General features: G+C 63.9%; 24 protein-coding genes and 1 pseudogene. 11 read left to right on the forward strand and 14 right to left on the reverse strand.

The window, feature by feature from the left end:
- Positions 1-51: 51 nt before the first annotated feature.
- Positions 52-351, reverse strand: coding sequence for a DUF6432 family protein (locus IEX72_RS07030; protein WP_188786668.1), 300 nt, complete (start codon positions 349-351; stop codon positions 52-54).
- 172 nt (positions 352-523) lie between these two features.
- On the opposite strand from IEX72_RS07030, the gene IEX72_RS07035 reads away from it, so the two are divergent.
- The 6 genes from IEX72_RS07035 (at position 524) to IEX72_RS07060 (ending at position 6,681) form a co-directional block, all read left to right on the forward strand.
- Complete coding sequence (locus IEX72_RS07035; RefSeq protein WP_188786669.1) at positions 524-1,960, forward strand: DUF7093 family protein; 1,437 nt, start codon at positions 524-526, stop codon at positions 1,958-1,960.
- 215 nt (positions 1,961-2,175) lie between these two features.
- Entirely contained in the window at positions 2,176-2,556 is a 381-nt protein-coding gene (locus IEX72_RS07040; RefSeq protein WP_188786670.1) for a DUF5611 family protein, read from the forward strand.
- A 121-nt stretch (positions 2,557-2,677) separates the two neighbouring features.
- Positions 2,678-3,646: an ROK family protein gene (locus tag IEX72_RS07045; RefSeq protein ID WP_188786671.1), complete on the forward strand. Its 969-nt coding sequence runs from the start codon at positions 2,678-2,680 to the stop codon at positions 3,644-3,646.
- Positions 3,646-5,220 carry an LVIVD repeat-containing protein gene (locus tag IEX72_RS07050; RefSeq protein WP_188786672.1) on the forward strand — a complete coding sequence of 525 codons (1,575 nt, stop codon included), beginning with the start codon at positions 3,646-3,648 and terminating at the stop codon, positions 5,218-5,220. The genes IEX72_RS07045 and IEX72_RS07050 overlap by 1 nt, the downstream gene beginning before the upstream one ends.
- Before the next feature lie 104 nt (positions 5,221-5,324).
- Entirely contained in the window at positions 5,325-5,657 is a 333-nt protein-coding gene (locus IEX72_RS07055; protein WP_188786673.1) for a NifU family protein, read from the forward strand.
- Between the two features lie 13 nt (positions 5,658-5,670).
- Positions 5,671-6,681, forward strand: a complete 1,011-nt coding sequence (locus IEX72_RS07060) for a DUF5787 family protein (protein ID WP_188786674.1) — start codon at positions 5,671-5,673, stop codon at positions 6,679-6,681.
- Positions 6,682-7,383: 702 nt separating this feature from the next.
- Here IEX72_RS07060 and gvpM read toward each other — a convergent pair.
- From gvpM to IEX72_RS07110, 10 genes are read right to left on the reverse strand one after another with little or no spacing between them, the layout of a single operon-like run.
- Positions 7,384-7,617, reverse strand: coding sequence for a gas vesicle protein GvpM (gene gvpM, locus IEX72_RS07065; protein WP_188786675.1), 234 nt, complete (start codon positions 7,615-7,617; stop codon positions 7,384-7,386).
- A complete protein-coding gene (gvpL, locus tag IEX72_RS07070) occupies positions 7,617-8,471 on the reverse strand; it encodes a gas vesicle protein GvpL (protein ID WP_188786676.1) in 855 nt (284 codons plus the stop codon). The genes gvpM and gvpL overlap by 1 nt, the downstream gene beginning before the upstream one ends.
- Complete coding sequence (locus IEX72_RS07075; protein WP_188786768.1) at positions 8,468-8,815, reverse strand: gas vesicle protein K; 348 nt, start codon at positions 8,813-8,815, stop codon at positions 8,468-8,470. Before IEX72_RS07075 ends, gvpL begins: the two co-directional genes overlap by 4 nt.
- Positions 8,811-9,161, reverse strand: coding sequence for a gas vesicle protein GvpJ (gene gvpJ, locus IEX72_RS07080; RefSeq protein ID WP_188786677.1), 351 nt, complete (start codon positions 9,159-9,161; stop codon positions 8,811-8,813). The genes IEX72_RS07075 and gvpJ overlap by 5 nt, the downstream gene beginning before the upstream one ends.
- Positions 9,154-9,585: a protein gvpI gene (locus tag IEX72_RS07085; RefSeq protein WP_229663770.1), complete on the reverse strand. Its 432-nt coding sequence runs from the start codon at positions 9,583-9,585 to the stop codon at positions 9,154-9,156. Before IEX72_RS07085 ends, gvpJ begins: the two co-directional genes overlap by 8 nt.
- Entirely contained in the window at positions 9,582-10,148 is a 567-nt protein-coding gene (gvpH, locus tag IEX72_RS07090; RefSeq protein ID WP_188786678.1) for a gas vesicle protein GvpH, read from the reverse strand. The genes IEX72_RS07085 and gvpH overlap by 4 nt, the downstream gene beginning before the upstream one ends.
- Complete coding sequence (gvpG, locus tag IEX72_RS07095) at positions 10,148-10,399, reverse strand: gas vesicle protein GvpG (protein WP_188786679.1); 252 nt, start codon at positions 10,397-10,399, stop codon at positions 10,148-10,150. Before gvpG ends, gvpH begins: the two co-directional genes overlap by 1 nt.
- Positions 10,400-10,402: 3 nt before the next feature.
- Positions 10,403-11,044 (reverse strand): gas vesicle protein GvpF, encoded by a 642-nt coding sequence (gene gvpF / locus IEX72_RS07100; RefSeq protein ID WP_188786680.1) that lies wholly within the window; start codon positions 11,042-11,044, stop codon positions 10,403-10,405.
- Positions 11,037-11,612 carry a winged helix-turn-helix domain-containing protein gene (locus IEX72_RS07105; protein ID WP_229663771.1) on the reverse strand — a complete coding sequence of 192 codons (576 nt, stop codon included), beginning with the start codon at positions 11,610-11,612 and terminating at the stop codon, positions 11,037-11,039. Before IEX72_RS07105 ends, gvpF begins: the two co-directional genes overlap by 8 nt.
- Positions 11,609-13,219, reverse strand: coding sequence for a gas vesicle protein GvpD basic region 2 domain-containing protein (locus IEX72_RS07110; protein WP_188786681.1), 1,611 nt, complete (start codon positions 13,217-13,219; stop codon positions 11,609-11,611). The genes IEX72_RS07105 and IEX72_RS07110 overlap by 4 nt, the downstream gene beginning before the upstream one ends.
- 180 nt (positions 13,220-13,399) lie before the next feature.
- On the opposite strand from IEX72_RS07110, the gene gvpA reads away from it, so the two are divergent.
- The 4 genes from gvpA (at position 13,400) to IEX72_RS07130 (ending at position 16,309) form a co-directional block, all read left to right on the forward strand.
- A complete protein-coding gene (gene gvpA, locus IEX72_RS07115) occupies positions 13,400-13,618 on the forward strand; it encodes a gas vesicle protein GvpA (protein ID WP_188786682.1) in 219 nt (72 codons plus the stop codon).
- An 80-nt stretch (positions 13,619-13,698) separates the two neighbouring features.
- A complete protein-coding gene (locus IEX72_RS07120) occupies positions 13,699-14,808 on the forward strand; it encodes a MucR family transcriptional regulator (RefSeq protein WP_188786683.1) in 1,110 nt (369 codons plus the stop codon).
- Positions 14,809-14,810: 2 nt separating this feature from the next.
- A complete protein-coding gene (gene gvpN / locus IEX72_RS07125) occupies positions 14,811-15,854 on the forward strand; it encodes a gas vesicle protein GvpN (protein ID WP_188786684.1) in 1,044 nt (347 codons plus the stop codon).
- A 23-nt stretch (positions 15,855-15,877) separates the two neighbouring features.
- On the forward strand, positions 15,878-16,309 hold the full coding sequence (locus tag IEX72_RS07130; RefSeq protein ID WP_188786685.1) for a gas vesicle protein GvpO: 432 nt from the start codon (positions 15,878-15,880) through the stop codon (positions 16,307-16,309).
- 178 nt (positions 16,310-16,487) lie between these two features.
- On the opposite strand, the gene IEX72_RS15635 is transcribed toward IEX72_RS07130, so the two are convergent.
- From IEX72_RS15635 to tatC (IEX72_RS07140), 3 genes are all read right to left on the reverse strand, one after another.
- Complete coding sequence (locus IEX72_RS15635; protein WP_229663772.1) at positions 16,488-16,934, reverse strand: NAD(P)/FAD-dependent oxidoreductase; 447 nt, start codon at positions 16,932-16,934, stop codon at positions 16,488-16,490.
- A gap of 85 nt (positions 16,935-17,019) precedes the next feature.
- Positions 17,020-17,214 carry a hypothetical protein gene (locus IEX72_RS15640; RefSeq protein ID WP_229663773.1) on the reverse strand — a complete coding sequence of 65 codons (195 nt, stop codon included), beginning with the start codon at positions 17,212-17,214 and terminating at the stop codon, positions 17,020-17,022.
- 153 nt (positions 17,215-17,367) lie between these two features.
- Positions 17,368-19,629, reverse strand: a complete 2,262-nt coding sequence (gene tatC / locus IEX72_RS07140) for a twin-arginine translocase subunit TatC (RefSeq protein ID WP_188786686.1) — start codon at positions 19,627-19,629, stop codon at positions 17,368-17,370.
- 104 nt (positions 19,630-19,733) lie between these two features.
- Between tatC (IEX72_RS07140) and tatC (IEX72_RS07145) the strand changes: the two are divergent.
- Positions 19,734-21,140 (forward strand): annotated as a pseudogene (gene tatC, locus IEX72_RS07145) (twin-arginine translocase subunit TatC); the annotation flags it as partial.
- Positions 21,141-21,457 lie beyond the last annotated feature (317 nt).

The raw sequence follows: 21,457 nt of genomic DNA on the forward strand, positions 1-21,457 counted from the left end.
ATAGCCGACAGTATAAGATCGTGAAGCCTCGGGGTTCGTCCCTGAGGTACTTCACAACCCGAACCGTTCTCGGAGCGCATCCAGGTACCCCTGCTCCTCGTGGTGTTCGGCGTCGGGATCGGGGACGACGCGATCGGCAACCAGGATCACCACCTGGTCGCTGCCGTCCTCGACCGAGATCAAGCCGTCCTGTTTCAGCGCCGCGAGCGCCGCCTCGATGTCGTCGATGTCGGTATCGACGGCAGCGCGCACCTCGAAGACAGTCATTCCCTCCTCTGCGCGGTCGACGAGCGCATCAAGGACTTCCACCTCGACGTCCCGCCGGTCCCGGAACTCGCGCTGCGCTCTCATACCCGGGTGTTGTCCCGCATCGGGTATACGCTTACCGCCGTCACGGGTGCCGGTCGTCACGGACCCGGCTCACGGGCCGTGCGGTAGGGCTCGGAGACACACCGACGCGGCGTCTGCCGTCCGTCTGACGGAGCAGGTACACTTTTGATGGTGACCGCCGCAACACCGCGTAATGGGACTGAAATGTCGTCTCTTCGGGCACACGTACGGGAACCCCGAAGTCGAGCGCAGCCGCAAGGAGGAGGGTGACGAAGTCGTCGTCACCATCCGAAACGTGAAGCGGTGCGAACGGTGTGGGGACGAGAAGATGGTGAACCAGACCAAGGAAGTCACGTCGGTTCGCACCCCTGAAGAGGTCGGGCTCAACGCGGCCGAGGACGACTCGGCAACCCCGAATTCCGCAAGCGAGGGAGACGGCGGCCCGCCAACGGGGCCGGAATCGCCGGTGACACCGGTGGAGTCGGAACCGACACCGGCGGCGGAGCCGACCCCCGATCTGGACGCCGCGGCGGACGCGACCGCAGACGGCGACGCGGAGCCGACAGTCGAGATCCCCACCGAGTTCCGGGGGGGTGGGATCGACGACAGCACCGCGGCCGACCCCGCTGAGGACGCGGCGGACGCCCGGCCCGAATCGGGCGACACCCCCGGAACGGACGGCGAGTGGGACGCTGAGACGGTGGTTGAGGAACCGGACGAACAGACCGGAACGGCCGGTGTGGAGCCGTCTGCGGCCGATGACCCCGACGAGGGCGTGGCGTCAGAGCGCGACGAGGGCCGGGAGACGGGAAGCGACGAGGGTTGGGAGACGGGAAGCGACGAGGGCCGGGAGACGGGAAGCGACGAGGGCCGGGAGACGGGAAGCGACGAGGGCCGGGAGACGGGAAGTGACGAGGGCCGGGAGACGGGAAGCGACGAGGGTTGGGAGACGGGAAGCGACGACTGGGACGATGTCGAGCCGGATCCCGATGTCGACGACGCGGTGATTCTCGACGCTGGTGAGACCGAGCGCGACGACGTCCAGTGGCCCGAGGACCCGGACGCCGACCCGGATCCGGCCACTGATGCCGTCGACTCGGAGGCACCACACCCGGCGGACGAACGCCGGACCACTGACGCCGAGATCATCGACGCCAGGGAGGCGGAAGCCGAGCCAGCGGGCGGCTCAGCGGGCGGGTGGCCCGAGAACGACGACACGGGGGGAGCCGATGGGTGGCCCGACCACGAGGGCGCCGACGAGGGCTACTCCGCGACCCCCAACGGCGATATCGACGCCGAGTTCGCCGGGGACGGACTGACACCCGAGGCGAACGGCGGTGCCCCTGACGACCCCGTCGCAGTCGACGGCATCACCGTGGGGGGCGGCGCAGCCGAGGGGGCGCACGCGGACGCCGGGACGGACTCGGACCCCGAAGCCGGGGGCGACACCGGGACCGGCGAGGGGTTCGTCCGCGCCGGGAAATCGACGGCGGACGACGTCCCCGCAGACCGGGTTGAGTTTTACTGCCCCAACTGCGAGCACGCCCGGGTCGCCGGCGCCTCCCCCATCCGCGCCGGCGACATCTGTCCCGGGTGCAAACAGGGATACATCGCCGAACGCGAGCGGTGAACCCGCTGGTGTCCGGGAATCCGTCCGGCGACACGGCGCGGGAGGGGGTATGAACCTGTTCTACCGCCCGAACTGCGCACACCACGCGGCCGAGACTGACTCGTCGCTGCGTACGGGCGACATCTGCCCCGAGTGCAAGCGGGGATATATCGCCCGACGCGAGCGGTAACGCGCGGGACGAAACTGGTAAACCACCACCTGTCGAACCACGGGCCATGAAGCAGTACAAGATGCGCCGCGGGGAGACTCTAGAGGAGCGTATTCCGGATATGGAGTCGACCGTCGAAGAGTATTTCGGCCCGATCACGGGGACGACAGAGCACAGGGGAAGCGACCTCTACGTGGTCGGAGAGCCCGACAACCCGGTGTTCGAGCGGGTCATTGCCGGCACCGTCGCATACAGCAGCAAGAAGGATCGGTTAGGCGTCGAGTTCGAGGAGCGCGACCCCACCGAACTGGGCCCCGACGAACTCGAAGCCGCCGGCGAAGCCGTCGAGAAGAAAAACGATTTTCTGCTCGAGGCGACCGGCCGTGACGCGAAGTCCCGCCGGGATTCGATGAAGCGCGATGTCGAGGACGACGCCCCCGACTACTGAGCCGGGTCGGCCCGCCACCGACGCCACCGCCCGTGCGGTGTCTCTCCGGGGCGTACACGGTGGGGCCGGGGTCGGGCGCGAACCCGCTTAATTAAGTATCGCGCTCACTCGTACCGACACGATGGCCAACTACGTTGGCGTCGACTTGGGGGCGACGAACATCCGGGCGGTCGCCGCCGGAGGCGACGGCACGATCTTGGGGGCGGCCGACGACGACACTCCGCGGAGTCCCACCGGAATCGGCGTCACCGAGGCCGTACTAGGTGTCGTCCGCGAGGCGTGCGCCGAGGCGAGTGTCGACCCGGAGTCGGTGACTGCGGCCGGAATCGGATCGATCGGGCCGCTTGACCTCGCGGAGGGGGCGGTCGAAAACCCCGCGAACCTTCCGGACACCATCGATCGGATCCCGCTTGTCGGGCCGCTGTCAGTGCTTCTCGACACCGGCCAAGTGTACCTCCACAACGACACGAGCGCGGGCGTGATCGGCGAGCGGTTCTACTCCGAGCGGAACCCCGACGACATGGTGTATCTCACCATCTCCTCAGGGATCGGCGCGGGCGTCTGCGTTGACGGCCACGTCCTCGCGGGGTGGGACGGTAACGCGGGCGAGGCCGGGCACATGACCGTCGACCCACAGGGTCGGCTTACCTGTGGGTGCGGCCACGACGGCCACTGGGAGGGATACTGCTCGGGAAACCACATACCCCGGTACGCGGCGTATCTCCACGACAACGACCCCGTCGAGACGGCGCTGCCCATAGACGACCCATCGTTTTCGGCGGCGGACGTCTTCGAACACGACCGCAGCGACGAGTTTGCGACCCACGTGGTCGATCAGATCGCCCACTGGAACGCCATGGGCGTTGCGAACATCGTCCACGCGTACGCGCCGCTCGTGATCTACGTCGGCGGCGCGGTCGCGCTCAACAACCCCGACCGAACCTTGGACCCGATCCGCGACCGGATGGCGGACATGGTGATGTCGAACGTCCCCGAGATCCGGCTGACCACCCTCGGCGACGACGTGGTGGTGAAAGGCGCCTTAGCGAGCGCTATGACCGGCGGGACGGGGGACGCCTCCCGGGCGTGATGCGACGACGGCGCTTCCTCCGGGGTGTCGGCAGCGGGTTCGGGACAGCCGCGGGCGTCGCGGTCGGCGGGCGGGCGTCGACCCGCCGGGTCGCGGCCCACCCCGGCCCCTACGAGCCGTACGGCTCGATCGACGTTGCGGGCGCGAGGGAGGCGGTCGTCGACCCCGACGGCGACGTGGCGTACCTCGCCACCACCACGGGCTACGCGACTGTCGACGTGTCTGCACCCGACCGGCCCGAACTCCTGGCGGACGTCCGCGACCCGCTGACCGACCGCGAGGGCGGCCCGCTCCGGGGAATCTTCGACGCGAAGCTCGACGCGACCGATCCGACGACTCTCGTGGTCGCCGGCCCCGCGAACCCCCTGCGCGGCGCGGTGTCGGGGATCCTCGTGGTCGACGTGTCGGACTCCGCCCGGCCCGACGAGGTCGTGTTCCACGCGACTGACGGTCCGGTCCACAACTGCTTCGTGCGCGACGGCCTCGCGTACATCACCGGCAACGACGGTGGCCGGAACCCGGTCGTGATCGTCGACCTCGGGACGGGCACGGAGGTGGGGCGGTGGTCGGTGACGGACGTCGCCGACGCGTGGGCAGCGGTGCCGAGCGGCCTCCGGAGCGTCCACGACGTGTACGTTGCCGGCGACACCGCGTTCGTCGCGCTGTGGGACGCCGGTACCTGGCTGCTGGACGTGTCGGATCCCGCCGACCCGACCGTCCGGGGACGGGTTGACGTCCCCGATCCGGAGCCGCTCGCGGACCTCTCGGAGTCGGCGGTCCGGCGCCGGGCGACGCTGCCGCCGGGGAACCACCACTACGTCGCGACCGACGAGTCGGGAACGCTCCTCGGCGTGGGTCGGGAGTCGTGGGGACGCCGGGTCGACCAGAACGCCACCGCGACCCCCGCGGCCGACGTGACGGCGACCGACTCGGGGCCGGCACCTGGAACCGCCGCGCCGCTCTCGGCCGGAGCGGACGCGAAGTTCGTCGGTGGCCCCTCGGGGATCGACCTCTGGGACGTGTCGGATCCTGCAGAGCCGGTCCCACGGGCGACTGTTCCGGCGCCCGCGTCGCCGGACCCCACATACGGCGGCGTGTGGACCACCGCCCACAACTTCGAGCTCTCGGGGGAGGTCCTCTACTCCTCGTGGTACCGCGGGGGAGTCAAGCGCCACGACGTGTCGGAGCCGAGCACCCCCAAGGAACTGTCGTGGTGGCGCGACCCCGAGACCGCCAGCTTCTGGACTGCGCGGCTGGCAGCGCCCGGCGAGCGCGACGGCTTCTTCGTCGCCAGCAGTTGGGGCGTCGACGACGTGGCCGCCGGGCTGTACACGTTCCCCGACCACGCGGGCGAGCAGGCCGATCCGCCGGGCGTGCTGCCGTCGGGGACCGCGACGCCGCGACCGCGGTACGAAACGGCGACGCGGACGCCGGAGCGATCGGCGACGACAACCGCCCCGGAGACGGCGGTCGGCGGCGGCATCGGTGCCCCCGGGTTCGGCGTCGCCGCCGCCGTCGGGGGGGTTGCGCTCGCGACGTGGCGGCTCCTGTGTCGGGCCGAGGAGCGGAAGTAGCCCGCTCGCCCAACCCGTGCATAACCGTGACACACTTTAATCGACGCCGGAGCGTCACGAGTACAACCGCAAAGCTCCAAAACGTCGGGCCCGAAAGCAAGGTGATGAGCAACTCCGAGAACTCCCTCAAACACCGGATCGAGGAGTGGATGGTGGGCCAGATGCCGATCATCCAGATGCACGGCGGCGACAGTGTCGTCCGGAAGGCCGACCCCGACACCGGCGAGGTGGTGGTGGAGCTCGGCGGCGCCTGCGCGGGGTGTGGCATCTCCGACATCACCGCCAACAACATCAAATCCGACCTGATTATGGACTTCGAGGACATCGACAGCGTGGTCGTGAAGATCCCGAGCTCCGGCGATCACGGCAGCAGCACCGTCGAGGGCGGCCGCGGCGGCGAGCTCCAGTACGGCACCGACGATCCGGGCCACTTCTGACGCCGGCGAGCGGATGCCGGCCGACGAGACCGACTCGCCGAGGGAGTTCGCCTTCGAGGTGGCGCTGTGTTCGTTCTTGGAGGGCCAGACCGACTGGGTGATCGCCCGCCAACTCGGCGCGGCAGTCGCCGATCCTGGCCGCCGGATCGCGGACGTCGTGGGCGTGGTCCCGGGGTCGAACTTCGACGCTCGAGTGGCGGTCACACCCGACACCATCCCGGTCCGCGCCGTCGAGAGCGACGTGGGCGCCGGGCGGGCGGTGCCGCGGCGGCGGGCGGTTCGGGAGTCACCGGTCCTCCGAGAATCGACTGTCGACGCCGCGGTCGACGCGGGGTTTTTTACCACCGAACGCCGCGACGGCAGGGAGTACGTCCGGCAGGCCACCCGCTACCCGACCGGATGGTTCGGCGGGGTGGTCGGGATCGAGAACAAGCCCGACCTCGGGGAGCCGGGGTCGCTGGAGCGGCAACTCCGCGTCGACGTCGAACTCGGGGTGTTCGACCGGGTGGTGGTCGCCACGGAGAGCCACGTCACCCGCGCGCACCTCAACCGCCTCCCTCCGGAAGCGGGCGTGTGGCGGTTCGATCCCGATTCCGGCGACCGAACAGTCGTCCGCGAGCCGACGCCGCTCCCCGTCGACGATCCGGGAATCGAACTCCTGGCGGACCGACCGCTCGAAACCGAGGTCGAGATCGTCGACGCCGACGCGAAGGCACGGGCCCGGCGTCGGATCGCCGAGCGCGCCTACGGCAAGGGGTGGCGGAGCTACGGCTTCCCAGCGTGCGCCCGTGTTGACGTGACCCGGGACGGCCGCCCGTACTGTGCGTGGTTCGACCGCGTTGTCGACCCGCGACGGGAGTGCGGCCCCGACTGTCCCGGCCACGACCCCGGGCCGGCACCCGACGTCGACGCCGCCGCACTCAGGAACGCACGGACACCCTGGCGGCGTGACCCGCCGGGCGTGGTCCGGCGGCAGTCGGGGCTCGACCGGTTCCGGATGAGCGACGCGGGACCGGACCCCTGATCGGGGCCTGAGCCACCGAAGACGACCCGACTCGCCTGCACTGTGAACTGCTGAAAGCCGTCAGGAACTCCTGATGCGGCGGTAGGCATCGTCAACTGACAACCCCGTTCGTCCGGTGAAACGTGCCCACCATAGCACGAGTCCAACGAGGAGAACCCCTGGCAGCAAAATCAGCAGTGTATCGAGAGTCCCAGCCACCGTTCGCTCGGCCGTGACAAGCTTTGGGTACGGACTGGCACCCGTTCCGACGACCAGGTGAAGTGGATGCCGGTTGGGAGCGCGAGACGTCCCGTTGACAGATATGCGTAAGAATCCGCTTGACGGCCGTCCGCCTGTCTGTGGTTTGGGTTTCTTCCTCTCGGTTCGTCGGTTGCATATGTGTCCCTACTCAGTATATCACACCACCCGAAACAACGACCACGGTTCGTGTTGTGAGTAGTGCTACCGAGTCCCGGGTACGGATATACACCCCTCGTGGGGCAAAACAACGCCCACTATCCGAGTCGGGGGCCGAACTGGCACGGCCCACAACCCCACCGTGCGGTGCCACGGGTGAGGAACCTCCCGCCGTGGGACGGCCGGTCTGTGACCGGTACCCCCACGACTTCAGTCGTGGAAGAATGTCAGAACGCTAACTATACGCCCGTTCGACACATTGGAGACAGATTCACACTCATCTGCGGCACCCTCGGATACGACTGCTCATCGGTCTCGGTTTGTCGTTGTCCCCGTGTGTCGATGCGCAGCGTCCCACTCCTCAAACATACCGTAGTCGGTCATCGTTGTCATACCAGCGATTGCAGCTCGAAGACTAATTCCGACCAGCGGAATGTCAGCAACTGTCACGATCACGTCCGCTTGCACTACGACACCCTCACGTAACAGCACGTCGACAAGCTCGACTATTGCGTGGGTCTCGTCTTTCGTTGGCTCCATTACTCTGATCCAATATCTGGCGCGAACGTATACGGGGGCCACGGCCCGGTGAATCGGATCTCTACCCCATTCTGTTCGACGATTGTATCCAATCGCTCACCGAGCAGCTTTTCGGCGTCTTCGTCCGCAAGAACGGCTACTTGTAAGACCTGCTCCTGCTCGGTAGATGTGTCGGCATCGCCGGAGAGCGTGGGGCGCGAGTCCTGTTCGACGAGGCTGTTCACCACCGGGGTGATAGTCTCTTTCAACTGCGCTGCTAGTTCGGTCCGTTGATCGTGTTTCAATTCTCGAACGTGCTTATCGTACTGTTTCTCGAGCAGGAACTGTTTTCCTGCACCCGATTGTTGTTGGCGCTGTTGCAACTCCTGAAGTCGGTCATCCCGCTCCGTAATTCGGTCCTCAAACGGGGACGGATCCCACTCCAGAGTGATGCGGTACTCCCACATCCCTGCAAACGACTGTACGTCTCTGTGGATGCTCTCATACTGGTCGGCCAACCAGTGTTTGACGCTTTCGTCACCCCCCTCAAGAACGGTGTCAAACCGCATTGGCAGCGGTGTCCCGAATACGTCACCTGCTGCGTCAACCACCTGCTGGTGGGTAACCACCCATTGTTTGATCCGTTCGAGGTCGTCTGCAGTATACACCGTGTCACAGTCGTGAACGACAGCACCGATTTCGTCACTCTCGATGAGGTACACGCGGTTCCCGTCGATGCCTGCCGTGGGTAGTGTCTCTGTGTCCGAGGTCGTGGTATCGACCGCACAGTACAGATAGCGCCCCTGCCGAACGGATTGCTCATCGTCCGCCGCGGTGGTCTGTGCGTCGTCCAGCGACCGGGAGCGATCTGTCATCCGTTATCGTCCTGTCCGTGCGCTGCCCTCTGAAACGGGTGCGTTTCGTGCTCGGAGACCTGTTCGATCGCGTCGCGGACGACGTGGTCGAGATCATTCTTGAACTCAGACACGTCGTCATCGATGTCTTCTTGCTGTTTCAGCCGCTCAATCTCGTCTTCCAGCGCTTGCAACTGCTGACCCAACTGTTCGATGTCCTCCTCCGAGAGCGTCCCTGATTCCATCCGACGGACGGCCTCTTGCTCGAGAGCTTCAACCAGCAGTTCGATAACGGTTACAACCAGTGCCGTAAGCCCACCTTGGACATCATCGGCGTCATCATCAAGGGCCAGTTGCATATTAATCGCTCTGCTCCGACGATGAGGGTGGTGTCGATGAGGGACTCCCCGACGGGGACGGTGCCGGTTCGGTCGCTGGCGAGGGCTCGGTTTCGGTGCCGGACTCGGACGGGTCTGCCGGGATATTCGCAGCGGATTCGACACGCTCCATGTCTGTCCCAGTAGGAAATTCGAGCCCGTACTCAGCCGCTGTTTCGAAGGAGGCAATCGCCGCCCGCAGTTCGATCCCAAGCAGCTCTGTATCCCCAACGCTGACGACGACATCGGCGTTGACGACAACCCCCTTATCCAACAGCATCTCTACCATTTCGGCGAGGTCACCTTGCGAGCGCGTCGGCTTCGGATCACTCATTAGTCTGGTCCTCGTTAGTACTCCGGTCTAACGGAGTCGTAGTGGTGTCCGACGTACCGGCTGACCCCGCGGGTTCGCTTGTTGTTCGCTGGTGGAGACGCTGTCCGTACAACCGCTCGCGCCCCGGCGCAGCCGAGTACTTGGGGGTCGACGGGACGGCCGAGTGAGAGTTTCGAACCGCGTTTTCAGCGTTCGTCTTCTGCGGCGGCACCGTTGAGTGCGCCGCCGGGTTTTCTACCCCGTCTCCACTCTCATCAGCCTCGTTGCGTCGGGCCTCCGACTGCTCGCGGTTACGTTTCCGCCGTCGAGCGAGGTTCTCGCGCTGTCGGAGCAACTTGCGGCGCGCGTTGTCCCGGCTGTGTTGTGCTTTAGCCCGTGCTTGTCGCGCTTTCCGCTCGTGTCGCTGTTGGTGTTTGTCACTCATGTAGTCTCACCTCGGCTGGAATCCGACGCGTGTGAGGCGCGTATTTCGAGCACCTGGTTGTTGACCGTTATGTCGGTAATCCTCACTTCGGACTGACCAAGCGGAACCCGCTTGATTTCCGTCCCATTGACCCAGAGGATCAACTCCGGCTCATCGGCAGCAATCTCGGCATCAACAACGTCGTCGTCAGCCACACCCGGCAGATCAGCGATTATGATACGTTCGTCATCACTTGTTCCCTCACGGGTTTCGATGGCTATCGAATCACCCACGCTTCTCCGGGGGTACGATCGCTGTTCGGAATGCGACCGAGACGGTGATGCCCCCGTGCCCGGTGAGTGGTCACTCTGTCCCAGCCCGATTGACACAGTATACTCATAGTCGATGCGACTCGCTCCGCGGTCACTCTGTCCCGACCCGCGGCGGTGACCTCCTTCCTCCCTGTCGATCTCGGCAAGCGCCTTGAGGAGGATCTGCAACTGGTCAAGCAGACCTGTCGGCTGGGTGGCTGTGTTCTCACGCTCGCTGTCGGGCGTCTCGTCGTTGTCTTTGTGCGGTGGCATTACTGTTTGATCTCCACGCGGCCGCGCATCTGTTCTTGTATCTGTTGCGCCAGTTCGAGTTGTATCTCGAGCTCTTGCTTGCGCCGTTGATATTCGTCTTCGGACCGCTCACCCACCTCGTAGAGAAGTCGGTTTTCCTTGATATCATCCCGGATCGCGTCGGTATCGTACATCTCGTCAAGCGCCATCGTGTGTATGATGTCCACCAGCGAGAGAAACGGTTTCACCAGCAGATCGTCTATAATGAACATGTGTTACCGCCCCCCCTGTTGCTCGGCCCCAATATGGATATCTACGAAGTTGTATGGGGGCCACGGTCCGGTGTACTTGATGATCAACTCGTCGTCGTACTCCGACTCAATCCCATCAATCGCGGCATCGAAGGCGTCGCGCTGGTCACGGTCTACGAGGTACGACTTGTTGACGATCAGGCGGTCCATGAACAGATCGTTCTCAGTTTCGCTGGCACTCAACCCTGTCAGTTGGTCTGTGACAGATGCGTAGACGTTTTCTCGAGGGGTCGCGTCGTCAGCAGGCGCGAGTATCTTCACACCAAGTTCGACAGTCCCCTTGATATCGTTGAACGTACTACGCAACGCGCGTCGTGCGCTGCGTAGTACGCCTTTGAGCGTGCGCTTGTTTTTGAACGCCATCCCAAAACTCATCGGGACGACTGTCCGCCCCCCATCGTACTCCAGCACGCGTTGTAAGACGGTATTGTGCGCCTCTACGTCCTCGTCGGTACGTTCAGGCTCAGTCGTATCGATGTCGGACACGACTGCGGAGAAGGTCCTGTAATCAACCGTGTAAATCCGGTCTGCGCCAGCGACGCCTTCGGTGGCTACCTCAAGATCTTCCTGTTCGACAATTCCGTACGTGTATATGTTCTCACTCATTGGTCGAACTCCGATGGTGTTGATTGTCCTTGCAATCACTCAGGGCTACTCTGAGCACGAACGAAAACAGCAGTAACTGATCAGCCACGCGGTCTACTCGGGTGAGTACCTCCTCGAGATCCGATATCTTGTACACCTTGCTCTTACGCAATCTGTGTACCTCAATAGTGCCACTGTCTGCAAGGTCGGTCAAATGCGGATACACCGTGCCCGGGCTCAGGTCCGTATTAAACACCCTCCGAACGTCCTCTAACAGTTCCTTGCCGCAGGCACCGTTGCGCATACCAATCATAAGGAGAAGGATTTCGTCGATATACTCGGTAACGATCTCATCCCTGACCGTGTGCAGTTGGTCACTGTCAACCCACCTGCCCATCGTCGTAGACGCGTCGTCAGTCAGCGGCGCGTCCGCGTGGTGTTGCACCGACCACTCGTCGTCCCGTCGGCTTGCCTGAGGTGACTCACTACCGGTGTCGAGTATCGATTCGAGGTCTGAGAATGTAACTGAGCCTACGGTGTCGGTATCAACGTCCGCGGCGAGTTCTTCCAGTAGGTCGTCCACTGTCACACCATCTCCGTGAGCGTGGTTTTTGTGATCGACTCAGACCGCGTGGTACCGATTCCGAGCAGGGGTGTCAGTGGGTTCTCGCCATACAGGATAGTGGCATCACCAAATCGTTCCAGCCGAAGGTGCATATCCGCAACTCGATCCGCCCACGTGCGGAGTTCAGTCCCAGGGTTGGTGAGGAGGAGAGCCAGATCGTTGTGGAGCGCGACGTAGTTCGCAAAGTCCCCCAACCTGGCTTCGAACGCCTCCTGCGCTGCGTCCATACTGATCACGTGCAACAGCGGATCTTCGGTTTCGTTCCGCACCTGTTCGGTATAGGTTATATACGCCCCATACGAGAGCTGACCGCCTTTCACTGGCGACTCGAACTTGTTACCGACCGGCCGCGACTGCTCTCGCCCCGCAACTCCGTCAACTGACGGGGGCTTCTCGCCCTGTGTACACGTCGCCTCTGCCGGCGTCGCTGTGACGGCCCGTGTGGATGTCGGTGTCGTCTCCCCAGCGGACGCGTGAGTGTCCGGCTGGGCGCCTTGACCTCCGCCGTCAGTGGGGCCCACATACGCCTCGAATATATGACAGTAATCGTCGAAGGTCTGTTGAGACAGCACCGTGGTGAGGTCGTTGTGTAGTAAGCCAGGACTGGCTTTCTGTGGGGGGACAACCGCGACACCCATCTTCCGGGAAAGGAAGTTGCGAATTGTCGGGAGCGTCAGCACGGACCACGCGTCACGGCACAGTTCGGCCCCGAAGTCGAGATGAACGACGCTGCCGCGGTTGTACCCGTCCGAGAGGAAACGATCGAGGTCACGGATACCCGTCGAGAATTTGGCCTTTGAGTTCACCAATGACTCCCACGAGCCATCTCCCGTTCCTGTTCTGACCGTCGGCAGTCTGACCGGTGTGATCGATTGAAACCGGCCGTCGGCCAGGGTGAACGGCTGTAAACGGTTCCCGATCCGGACACCCCGGAGCTTTTTTAACTGAAGATACCGACGTGTTCGCCCCCGCTCGTCGTCTTCAACATTGAGGGTGATGACACCATCAACGACGTACTCAAGCGATACGGGCTCTGCTGTTTCCGACACCAAGATCAAACGGATGTTCTCCTCACGCGCAAGAACGACCAGCTGGTTCGTCACCGCCTCGATGCTGGGGGGGTCGTCGCTGCGCGCACTCAGGTACTCGTAGGTGAGTTCCCAGCTGTCGAATGCGATTGTGAGTTGGGTGGTCGCAGCGCTGATCTCTTGGATCCACCTGATCAGTGAGTCCAGGTTGAGTTTCTCGAACGGAACGTCTACATCCAGTGGGAGGTCGAATGGGTCCTGCGAGAGGTCGAGAATCGCAGTCGTGTTGAGCGATGAGTGATCGTCGAAGTACATCCCGTGGATCGTCTCTTGGTCAACACGTGTGGACACGTAGAGGGCATCACCATCCCGATTCATCATGTCGAGACCACGGATTGTAAACAGGGTTTTGCCTGTGCCTGGTGCACCGTTGACGAGGAGCGCCTGCCCGACGTCACCCGTGAAAAAGCGGCTAACTTCCCGGGGGAATGGCGCGAAGCCACCGTGGTCTGCAGGCGATTGAGCCGGACGTGGTGAAATCATTATACTCTAGTCGCGGTAGCGGGCGTTCACCACCGCTGTATGGGGACCGCTCCACACCCCGTCACCGGAGTTTCCGGTGCATTTACACTTATAGATTTTCCTCATTACAGACAGTGAAATCATCCAAACATAATTTTAATAGCCGGATCTGGTTACGACCGGGTAACACCCAGATTACCGATGGCACAACCAGATTCCTCAAGCTTGGCAGAAGTCCTTGACCGCGTACTGGACAAAGGCGTTGTCGTAGACGTATACGCCCGCCTGTCTTTGGTGGGCATCGAGATCCTGACCGTCGAGGCACGAGTCGTCGCCGCCTCGGTGGACACGTTCCTCCACTACGCAGAGGAAATCGCTAAAATCGAACAGGCCGAACTTACTGCCGGCGCCGAGGCCTGACGTACGGGCCTCCTAACCCGGCGTGTGAGTACTGTATTGTCCCTGAAACAGCATTACCACCCCGGGTACACAGTCACCCTATGAGTGTCACAGACAAACGCGACGAGATGAGAGCGGCCCGCGAGGAGTTCGCGGAGGCACAGTACGAGTTCGAATCATACGCTGAGGAGTTTGCAGCCGACGTCGAAACGAAAGCAGACGAGGTCGACGACCTCGTTGCTGCGATCAGCGATGTCCGGGCGGAGATGGGTAGTACGACAGATGCATTCGACAGGTACCGCGACGAGTTCGCCGCCGACGTTGGGGTTTTGCGCGACGACATTGACACCCAGCGGGACGTGATCCGCGAGCTCCGAGACGCGTTCAACACATACGCTGACACCTTCGCGGCAGACGTCGAAGACAAACAGGACATCGACGACCTCCTGGCCGCGATTGCGGCGTTCCGGACGGAAATGAACACCACCAACGAGGCGTTTGCGGCGTACTCCGACGAGTTCAACGCCGAGATCGATCAGTTCCACGCCGCCACCGCGGACCAACGCGACAGCTTCGATGCCACCGCCGACGCCGTCGCAGAGTACCGAGAGGAGTTCCACGCCGAAGGGGTTGACTCACTGCGTGAGGCGATCGGTGACTTCCGAGCAGAGCTCGAAGCGACCGAGCAAGGCTTCGCCGCCTTCGTTCGTAGGTTCTACGGCCACGAGGCCACAACCGAGGCAGTTGCCGCTGACACGGAGGCCGAATCCGCCGAAATCGACACTGACGTCGACGCGGACGCAGAGGCCTCACCAGACGACACTGACGTCGACGCGGACGCAGAGACCTCACCAGACGACACTGACGTCGACGCGGACGCAGAGGCCTCACCAGACGACACTGACGTCGACGCGGACGCAGAGGCCTCACCAGACGACACTGACGTCGACGCCCGTGGCGTCGAAGCAGACACCGACCCGGTCGAAGCTGAACCACCGGCTCAGGACGCAGCAGGTGGTCCTGCGAATGTGTCCGACGAGACAGGCGAAGAACACGTCACGGAGGAAGCACCGGAAAATATGATCGAGTGTCGGATGTGTGGCGAATACTACAAGGCGATCACGGAACCCCACCTCCAGACACACGATATGACGATTCAGGACTACCGCGATGAGTTCGGCGATGACGCCCCACTCCGGCCAAATGATTAATTATGGTGGACAACTCCCGGAAACGAAAGGTACGTGGCTCACAGGTGCGCTCCTCACACGAGGAAAAGAAACAACAGCGAACACAGCAGCAAGAAGATAAAGAGATCGAGCGGCTGGAAAAGACCCACGATGGTCGCCGTCAGGAGCCACCGACTGACACCGATGGGAATTTTATCCCCGAACAGCAGCCGTTTATCGAAACCGAGGCCGTCAAGCAGGTGCAAACGCGGATGGAGCGGTGGCTTGATGTGGGGCGTCCTGTCCACGTGATCGGCCCCACCGGCAGCGGAAAAACCTCGGTGGCGATGCACGTCGCACGGGAGCGCGACCGCCCCGTGGTTTGGATCAACGGCGACGCCGAACTCACGACGAGCGATCTCGTTGGCGAATACGCTGAGGAAGAACGGATCTCAGAGCGGGATCAATACATCCATAATGTGTTCAAGAGCAAGGATATCATCCGAGATCGGTGGGTGGATAACCCCCTGACACTCGCTGTTAAAGAGGGCGCGACGCTCGTCTACAACGAGTTCTCCCGCACCAAACCCGTCGCGAACAACGTGCTACTGTCGGTCTTCGAAGAAGGCGTTCTCGAGTTGCCGGGGAAGCGTGGCGACTCACGCCACGTCGATGTCCACCCCGAGTTTCAAGCCATCCTCACCTCGAACTCCGTTGAGTACGCCGGCGTCCACGAACCACAGGATGCGTTGCTCGATCGCCTCATCGGCATCTACATGAACTTCTACGACCGTGAGACGGAAATCGAGATCGTACAAGCCCACGTGGAGGCGCTCGGCAGTACGGAGATTGAACAGATTGTGCGAATTATGCGCGAACTCCGCGAAACGCTCGACATTACTGTCGGCACACGAGCCGAAATTATGGCCGCCGAAGGGGCAACCACCGCCGATACCCTTGATACGGCGACCATAGCTGACATCTGTACGGACGTACTGGCCTCAAAAGTGGGCCAGCGGAGCGATGTCCACGAGCTCCGAGACGGGATCGATGCCACGCTTGACAGGATGGGAGCCAGTCTTTCTTAAGACTCGGTGTCCCAGACAGAAGTATGACAAACCCAGCAAACGACCGATCGGATCACGACAACGAAAGCGAACGCGCCGAGGCGCTGTCCGCTCCCGACGGAGGGGACCCATCAGAGACAGCGGATGCCGGCGATAGCGACACCGAGCGGGACACGCAGGGCGACGACAACACCTCCTCACCGTCGAGCGAGGCGCTCAGTCTCGCTGATGCTCAACGACGAGCGGAGGAAGCCGCCAAAGCGCTGTTAGACCACCAATTCGAGGGAACTATTAAAGCGGAGACACCGGACGGCGGCGGCTGGCGGACGGTCGTTGAGGTGGTTGAGCGGAGTGCTATCCCTAGCACACAGGATATTATCGGCCGCTACGAGATCATGTTTGATACGGCTGGGGAGGTAACCGGCTACGAACTACTTGAACGATACCGGCGTAACGACATGAAAGAAGAGCTGTAATCGCACAGAGGGGCAAACTGTCGTGTTGCACAGCGGTGTCCCGTCGACAGCCGGAAGCTGCGTACCCCTGTACGAGTCTGTGAGCGGTGGTCTCAGAATTGGTGTACCTTCGGCCTCATACTGTCGGCTATAGTCGACAGTATCACTCAAACCCCGCGATTCAACGGAGCGGTTTGAGCTATCCACGGCTTCGGCCGTGAGTGAACTGCCCGGAGAAGCCGCGCTGGACGACCTCCGAAAGCGCGGGGTGGATGTGGATCGACCCCCGGATGTCCTGGACAGTTCCCGATCCCGCCTTCATCGCCACCACGACCTCCTGGAACAGCGTCGCCGCGTCAGGGCCGACGATGTGACACCCTATGATGGTGCCGTTGCGGTCGATAATCGCCTTTAGGAAGCCGTCGGCGTGCATAGCGTCGCCGCGATCGGTCTGGTTGTAGCGGTACGTCCGGGTGGCGTACTCCCGGCCCTCGTCCCGTAATTCGTCTTCGGTCGCGCCGACGCCGGCGACCTCCGACGACGCGAACACCGCCCACGGCACGGCGGCGTAGTCGACCGGCACGAGGTCGTCGCCGAACATATTCAGCGCCGTGGTCTGGGCCTCGTGGTTCGCACCGTATTTCAAGCGTTGAGTCCGCGTCGGATCGACGCCGCGTCCGCGTCGACGTCATTGTTCACCTCCCGGACGGCCGTCTCGAAGTCGACACCGTTCACTTCCGCGTCGATGCCGTACTCGCCGGCGCTTTGATGAGCTCCAGTATGTCGGCGTGGTACAGCAGCATCTTCGAGGGGATGCACCCGCGGTTGAGACACGTCCCGCCGAGCGGCCCCTTCTCGACGATTCCGACGGACTGACCCTGGTTCGCGGCGGCGTTGGCGACATCCAACCGATCTCGAGCCGACAACGAGGAAGTCGAGTTCGTCCACACCGGTTTCACCCACCCCGTGAATAAGAAACGCCGGCGGGGCGTTTCCCAGCGGTCCCGAACGCAGCCGCGCCCGTCACACAACCCCCCGCGGGCGGTCCCAAACCACCACGACCAGCCGATAGGTGGTCGCTACCGCACGTCGGCCCGGGGAGCGGCCAGGTCCCGCCGGCCGCCGAGAGTCACGACGAACAGGATCCCCAGCCCGGCCCCGTACGCCGCCATCAGCGGGATGGTGACGATGAACATCGTGAGCACGTCCGCCGGTGTGAACAGCGCGGCGGCCGCGAGAACGGCGACAGTGACCTCCCGCCACCGGCCGCGCATCGAGTCGTAGCCGACTCCGGTTGTGTTCAAGAGGATCATCAGGATCGGTACGTCGGCTAGGAGCCCGATCCCCGCGGTAGTGAAGAAGATGAGCCAAAAGAAGTTGGTGATTCGGTAGGCGATCACCATCTCCGCGACGACAGCGTCGTTGACCAGCCCTGAGATGATCGACGGCGCGATCGTGGTGTAACCGAGCGCGAACCCACCGAGCAGTCCCGCGGTGAGCGCGCCGGTCCACGCGAAGACCGCGCGGCGACGGTGGCGAACGAGGCTTCGGTCCCGGAACGCCGGCCACGCGTAGTACGCGATCAGTGGAAGCGTCACCAACGCCGCGATGATTGTCGAGAGCTTCACCTCGAACACCAGCGCCTCCATCGGGTGGAGCGCAACGATGTTCAGCACCTCCTCGGGCCGTACCTGCGCGGGGAGCCGCGCCAGGAAGTCCTCGTAGACACGCTTGATCCCGCCGGTGTAGAGCCACCCGAACACCCCCGCGAGCACGATCATAAACAGCCCGACAATCCGGAACGACCCGGAGGTGATAGAATCGAGAATGAACCTGAGGTCGGTGTAGTATCCCTCAAAGTCGTCGTCGGCCGCGTCGCCTTCGGCCGACGCGCCGGCACCGCCGGTGTCGGCCGTGTCGCCGTCGCCGGTGTCACTGGAGAACGCGTCGAAGAACGCGCCGCTGGCGCGTGTGGCCCGGTCGGCGATCCCGCCGGAGGTCGATCCATCGCCGGTCGCGACCGACCCCGCCGGGGAGTCCGCTGCGGGTTCAGACTGGGGTTCGTCCTCGGCCGCTTCGTCCACACCGCCGTCCTCGTCGAAGCGGTTGACGATGGCTTGTGCTTTCTCCTTGTCGCCGGCGTCAATCGCGTCCCCGGCGGCGGCCATCGCCGCCTCCTCATCCAGCGTGGCGAAGACCTCCGGTGGGGCGGCGCGGACGCCCCCGGCGTCGAGATCCCCGAGGTCGATCGCGGCGGGGTCGCCGATGCCAGCCTCCACGACCGCGAGGTCATCGAGGTCGTTATAGACGAAGTAGCCGAGGGCGATCGCCGCGGCCGCGACCGCTGCGATGGTCACGTATGTGCCGAGAACGAGCGACGACTCCGGGGCGGTAACAACGTAGTCGCTGCCGATCGCGGCGAGGCCCCGGTCGACGTAGCTGACGCCGCCACGGGCGAAGAACGCGTACACGAGGAAGCCACCGACCGCCGCGGTCCCCGCGATGGTGTTCCAGTGTGCCCGGGCGCTTCCGCGGACGTCCATCCGCTCGCTGCCGCGGCGGGCGGTGGTGACGACCTTCGCAAGGTAGAGGCTGAATCCGTAGAGGGACAACACCGGGATCGCCCACATAATCTGGGTGAACGGGTCCGGTGGCGTGAACAGTGCGCCGACGGCGAAGACGGCGACGACGGCGTACCGCCACTTGTCGCGGAACGTCTCGTAGGGGACGATTTCGGCGTACGACAGCCCGGTCATCGCCAGCGGGAGTTGGCTCGCCAGCCCGAACGACGCGGTGAGAAGGAAAATGAACTGCGCCCACTTGACGATGGAGTAGGTAGGGGTGAACCCGGCGGCGATGGCGTTCTGTGCGAGGAACGCGAACGTGAATGGGAAAAAGACGTAGTAGCCGTACGCCACACCCGCAACGAAAAGCGTCAGTATCCCCGCGAAGATCAACGCGAGTTGCCAGGCCGGCACGGGCGAGGAGGGCCACAGATCGCGCTCCTTCAGCGCGTCCTGCGAGAAGTAGACGAACGACGGGACGGCGAGCACAACGCCGACAACAAGCCCGATCTTCGCTTGCAGCAGGATGACGTCAAAGGGGGTTTGGGCGATGATCGAGACGTCCCCACTGACCTGCGCGGACATCCGTGCGCGGGTGACCCGCTTGAGGAAGTCCCAGATGTAGAGTCGGAGCGCGTAGAACGTCCCGAGAAAGCCGACCAGAAAGAACACGAAGACCTTCTGGAGGTCCTTCTGGGCGGCCCGCAGCATAGCGCCGGCGGTCTCCCGGCCGGCGTTGAGGGTTGCCCGGGTGTCGTTGTCGAGCGCGCTGGACATACCTGACATCAGCCCGTTGGCGGTTATCAATCTTTTCGACCGGGACCGACGGACCGAGCCGATGCGGAAAGGCCTATAAGAACCGCGGAGCGATCCACGGGTGAATGGGCGACGATTCGGAGCGTGCAGGTCGGGCCTCCGACGGCGAGTCCTCCGTGGACGACGAGCCAGGGAGCGCTGCCGCCGGAACGCCGTCGGACGCCGACGCGCCCGCGTCCGACCCCTCGGACCGCTCCGACGACGACCCGGTCACGGCCGATTCGACCGACCCGGACGCCGACACTACCGGGGACGGGTCGGCTGACGGAGGACCGACCGAAGTTGACGCGGCGGAGACGGTTGAACGCCTGCGGGCCGGCAGCGGCAGTGACGACACCGGCAGCGACAGTGACGACACCGGCAGCGACAGTGACGACACCGGCAGCGACAGTGACGACACCGGCAGCGGCAGTGACGACACCGGCAGCGACAGTGACGACACCGGCAGCGACAGTGACGACACCGGCAGCGACAGTGACGACACCGGCAGCGACAGTGACGACACCGGCGAGTCAACCGACGACACCTCCTCCGACGACGAGTCGGACGAGATCTGGCCCGACAACAGGGGCGCACCCGCCGACGCCGCCGAGGTCACCGGCACCGACGGGGGGACACCGACGGCAGCGGGGGACGCCGCAACCGGGGGCGGGGCCGGGACGGCGTCCGAAGAGTCGCTGATCGACGACGGACTCGTCTCGGACGGCCCCGAGAGCGACGAGGAGATGCCGCTGGCCGATCACATCGAGGAGATGATCCACCGGCTGGCGGTCGTACTCGGGGTCGGCGGCATCATCACGCTACTGCTGTATCCCGGTGCGGATCTCGCCAACTCGGCGTTCGGGCTCGATCTGGTGAGTTCGACCGAGGTTATCGACTTCCTCTGGAACAAACACGTCCCCGGCGCGCCGGAGCTCACGGACCGCCGACCCCGGGTGTACGGCCCGCTTGAGCTCCTCCTGACCGAACTCAAGGTCGCCGCGCTGGGCGGGCTGGTGGTCGGGTTGCCGGTGTTCGTCTACGAGACGTATCTGTTCATGCGCCCCGGGCTCTACCCGAAGGAGCGGCGCTACTACCTCGCGGCGGTCCCGACGAGCATCGTACTCGCGTTCGTCGGGATCTCGTTTGCACATTTCATCGTGCTTCCGGCGATCTTCGCGTACTTCACCTCCTACACCACCGGGACGGCGGTCGTGGCGTTCGGGCTGAAGGAGACGTTCAACCTCATTCTGATCCTCATGGCGTACAACGCGATCATCTTCCAGATCCCGTTGTTCATCATGCTCGCGATCATGATGCGGCTCGTCACCCGGACGTGGCTGGAGGACCGCCGGTTGCTGTTCTGGGGGGCGTTCCTCGGGCTGGCGTTCCTGGTTAGCCCCGACCCGACGGGGATGGCGCCGATCATCATCGGCGTGACTATGATCACGCTGTTCGAGGGGACGCTGCTCGCGCTCAGATGGACCGCGAGCGGGTCGTTCGCGCTCACCTCGGAGAAACTGGCGGCCCGGCGTCCCTACGCCGTCGTGGTCGCGGCGCTCGTCGGCTACCTCCTCAGCTCCCTGCCGGCTCCGGTGGGGTACTACGACCTCCTCCCCTCGGTGGCGGTCGAAACGCTCACCGCCAACGGCCTCGCGGTGTACACCCCCCTGCTCATCGCGGGTGCGCTCGTCGGTGTGTTCGAGCTTGTTTCGGTCCTCCTGCGTCGCTTCGGCCGCTCCCGACGGCTGCTCCGGGCACGCCTCGCGGTCGACACCGCCCGGCGTCCGGTGTGGCTCGTCGCCGCTAT

It is taken from the genome of Halobellus salinus, assembly GCF_014646875.1.
Lineage (GTDB): Archaea > Halobacteriota > Halobacteria > Halobacteriales > Haloferacaceae > Haloquadratum > Haloquadratum salinum.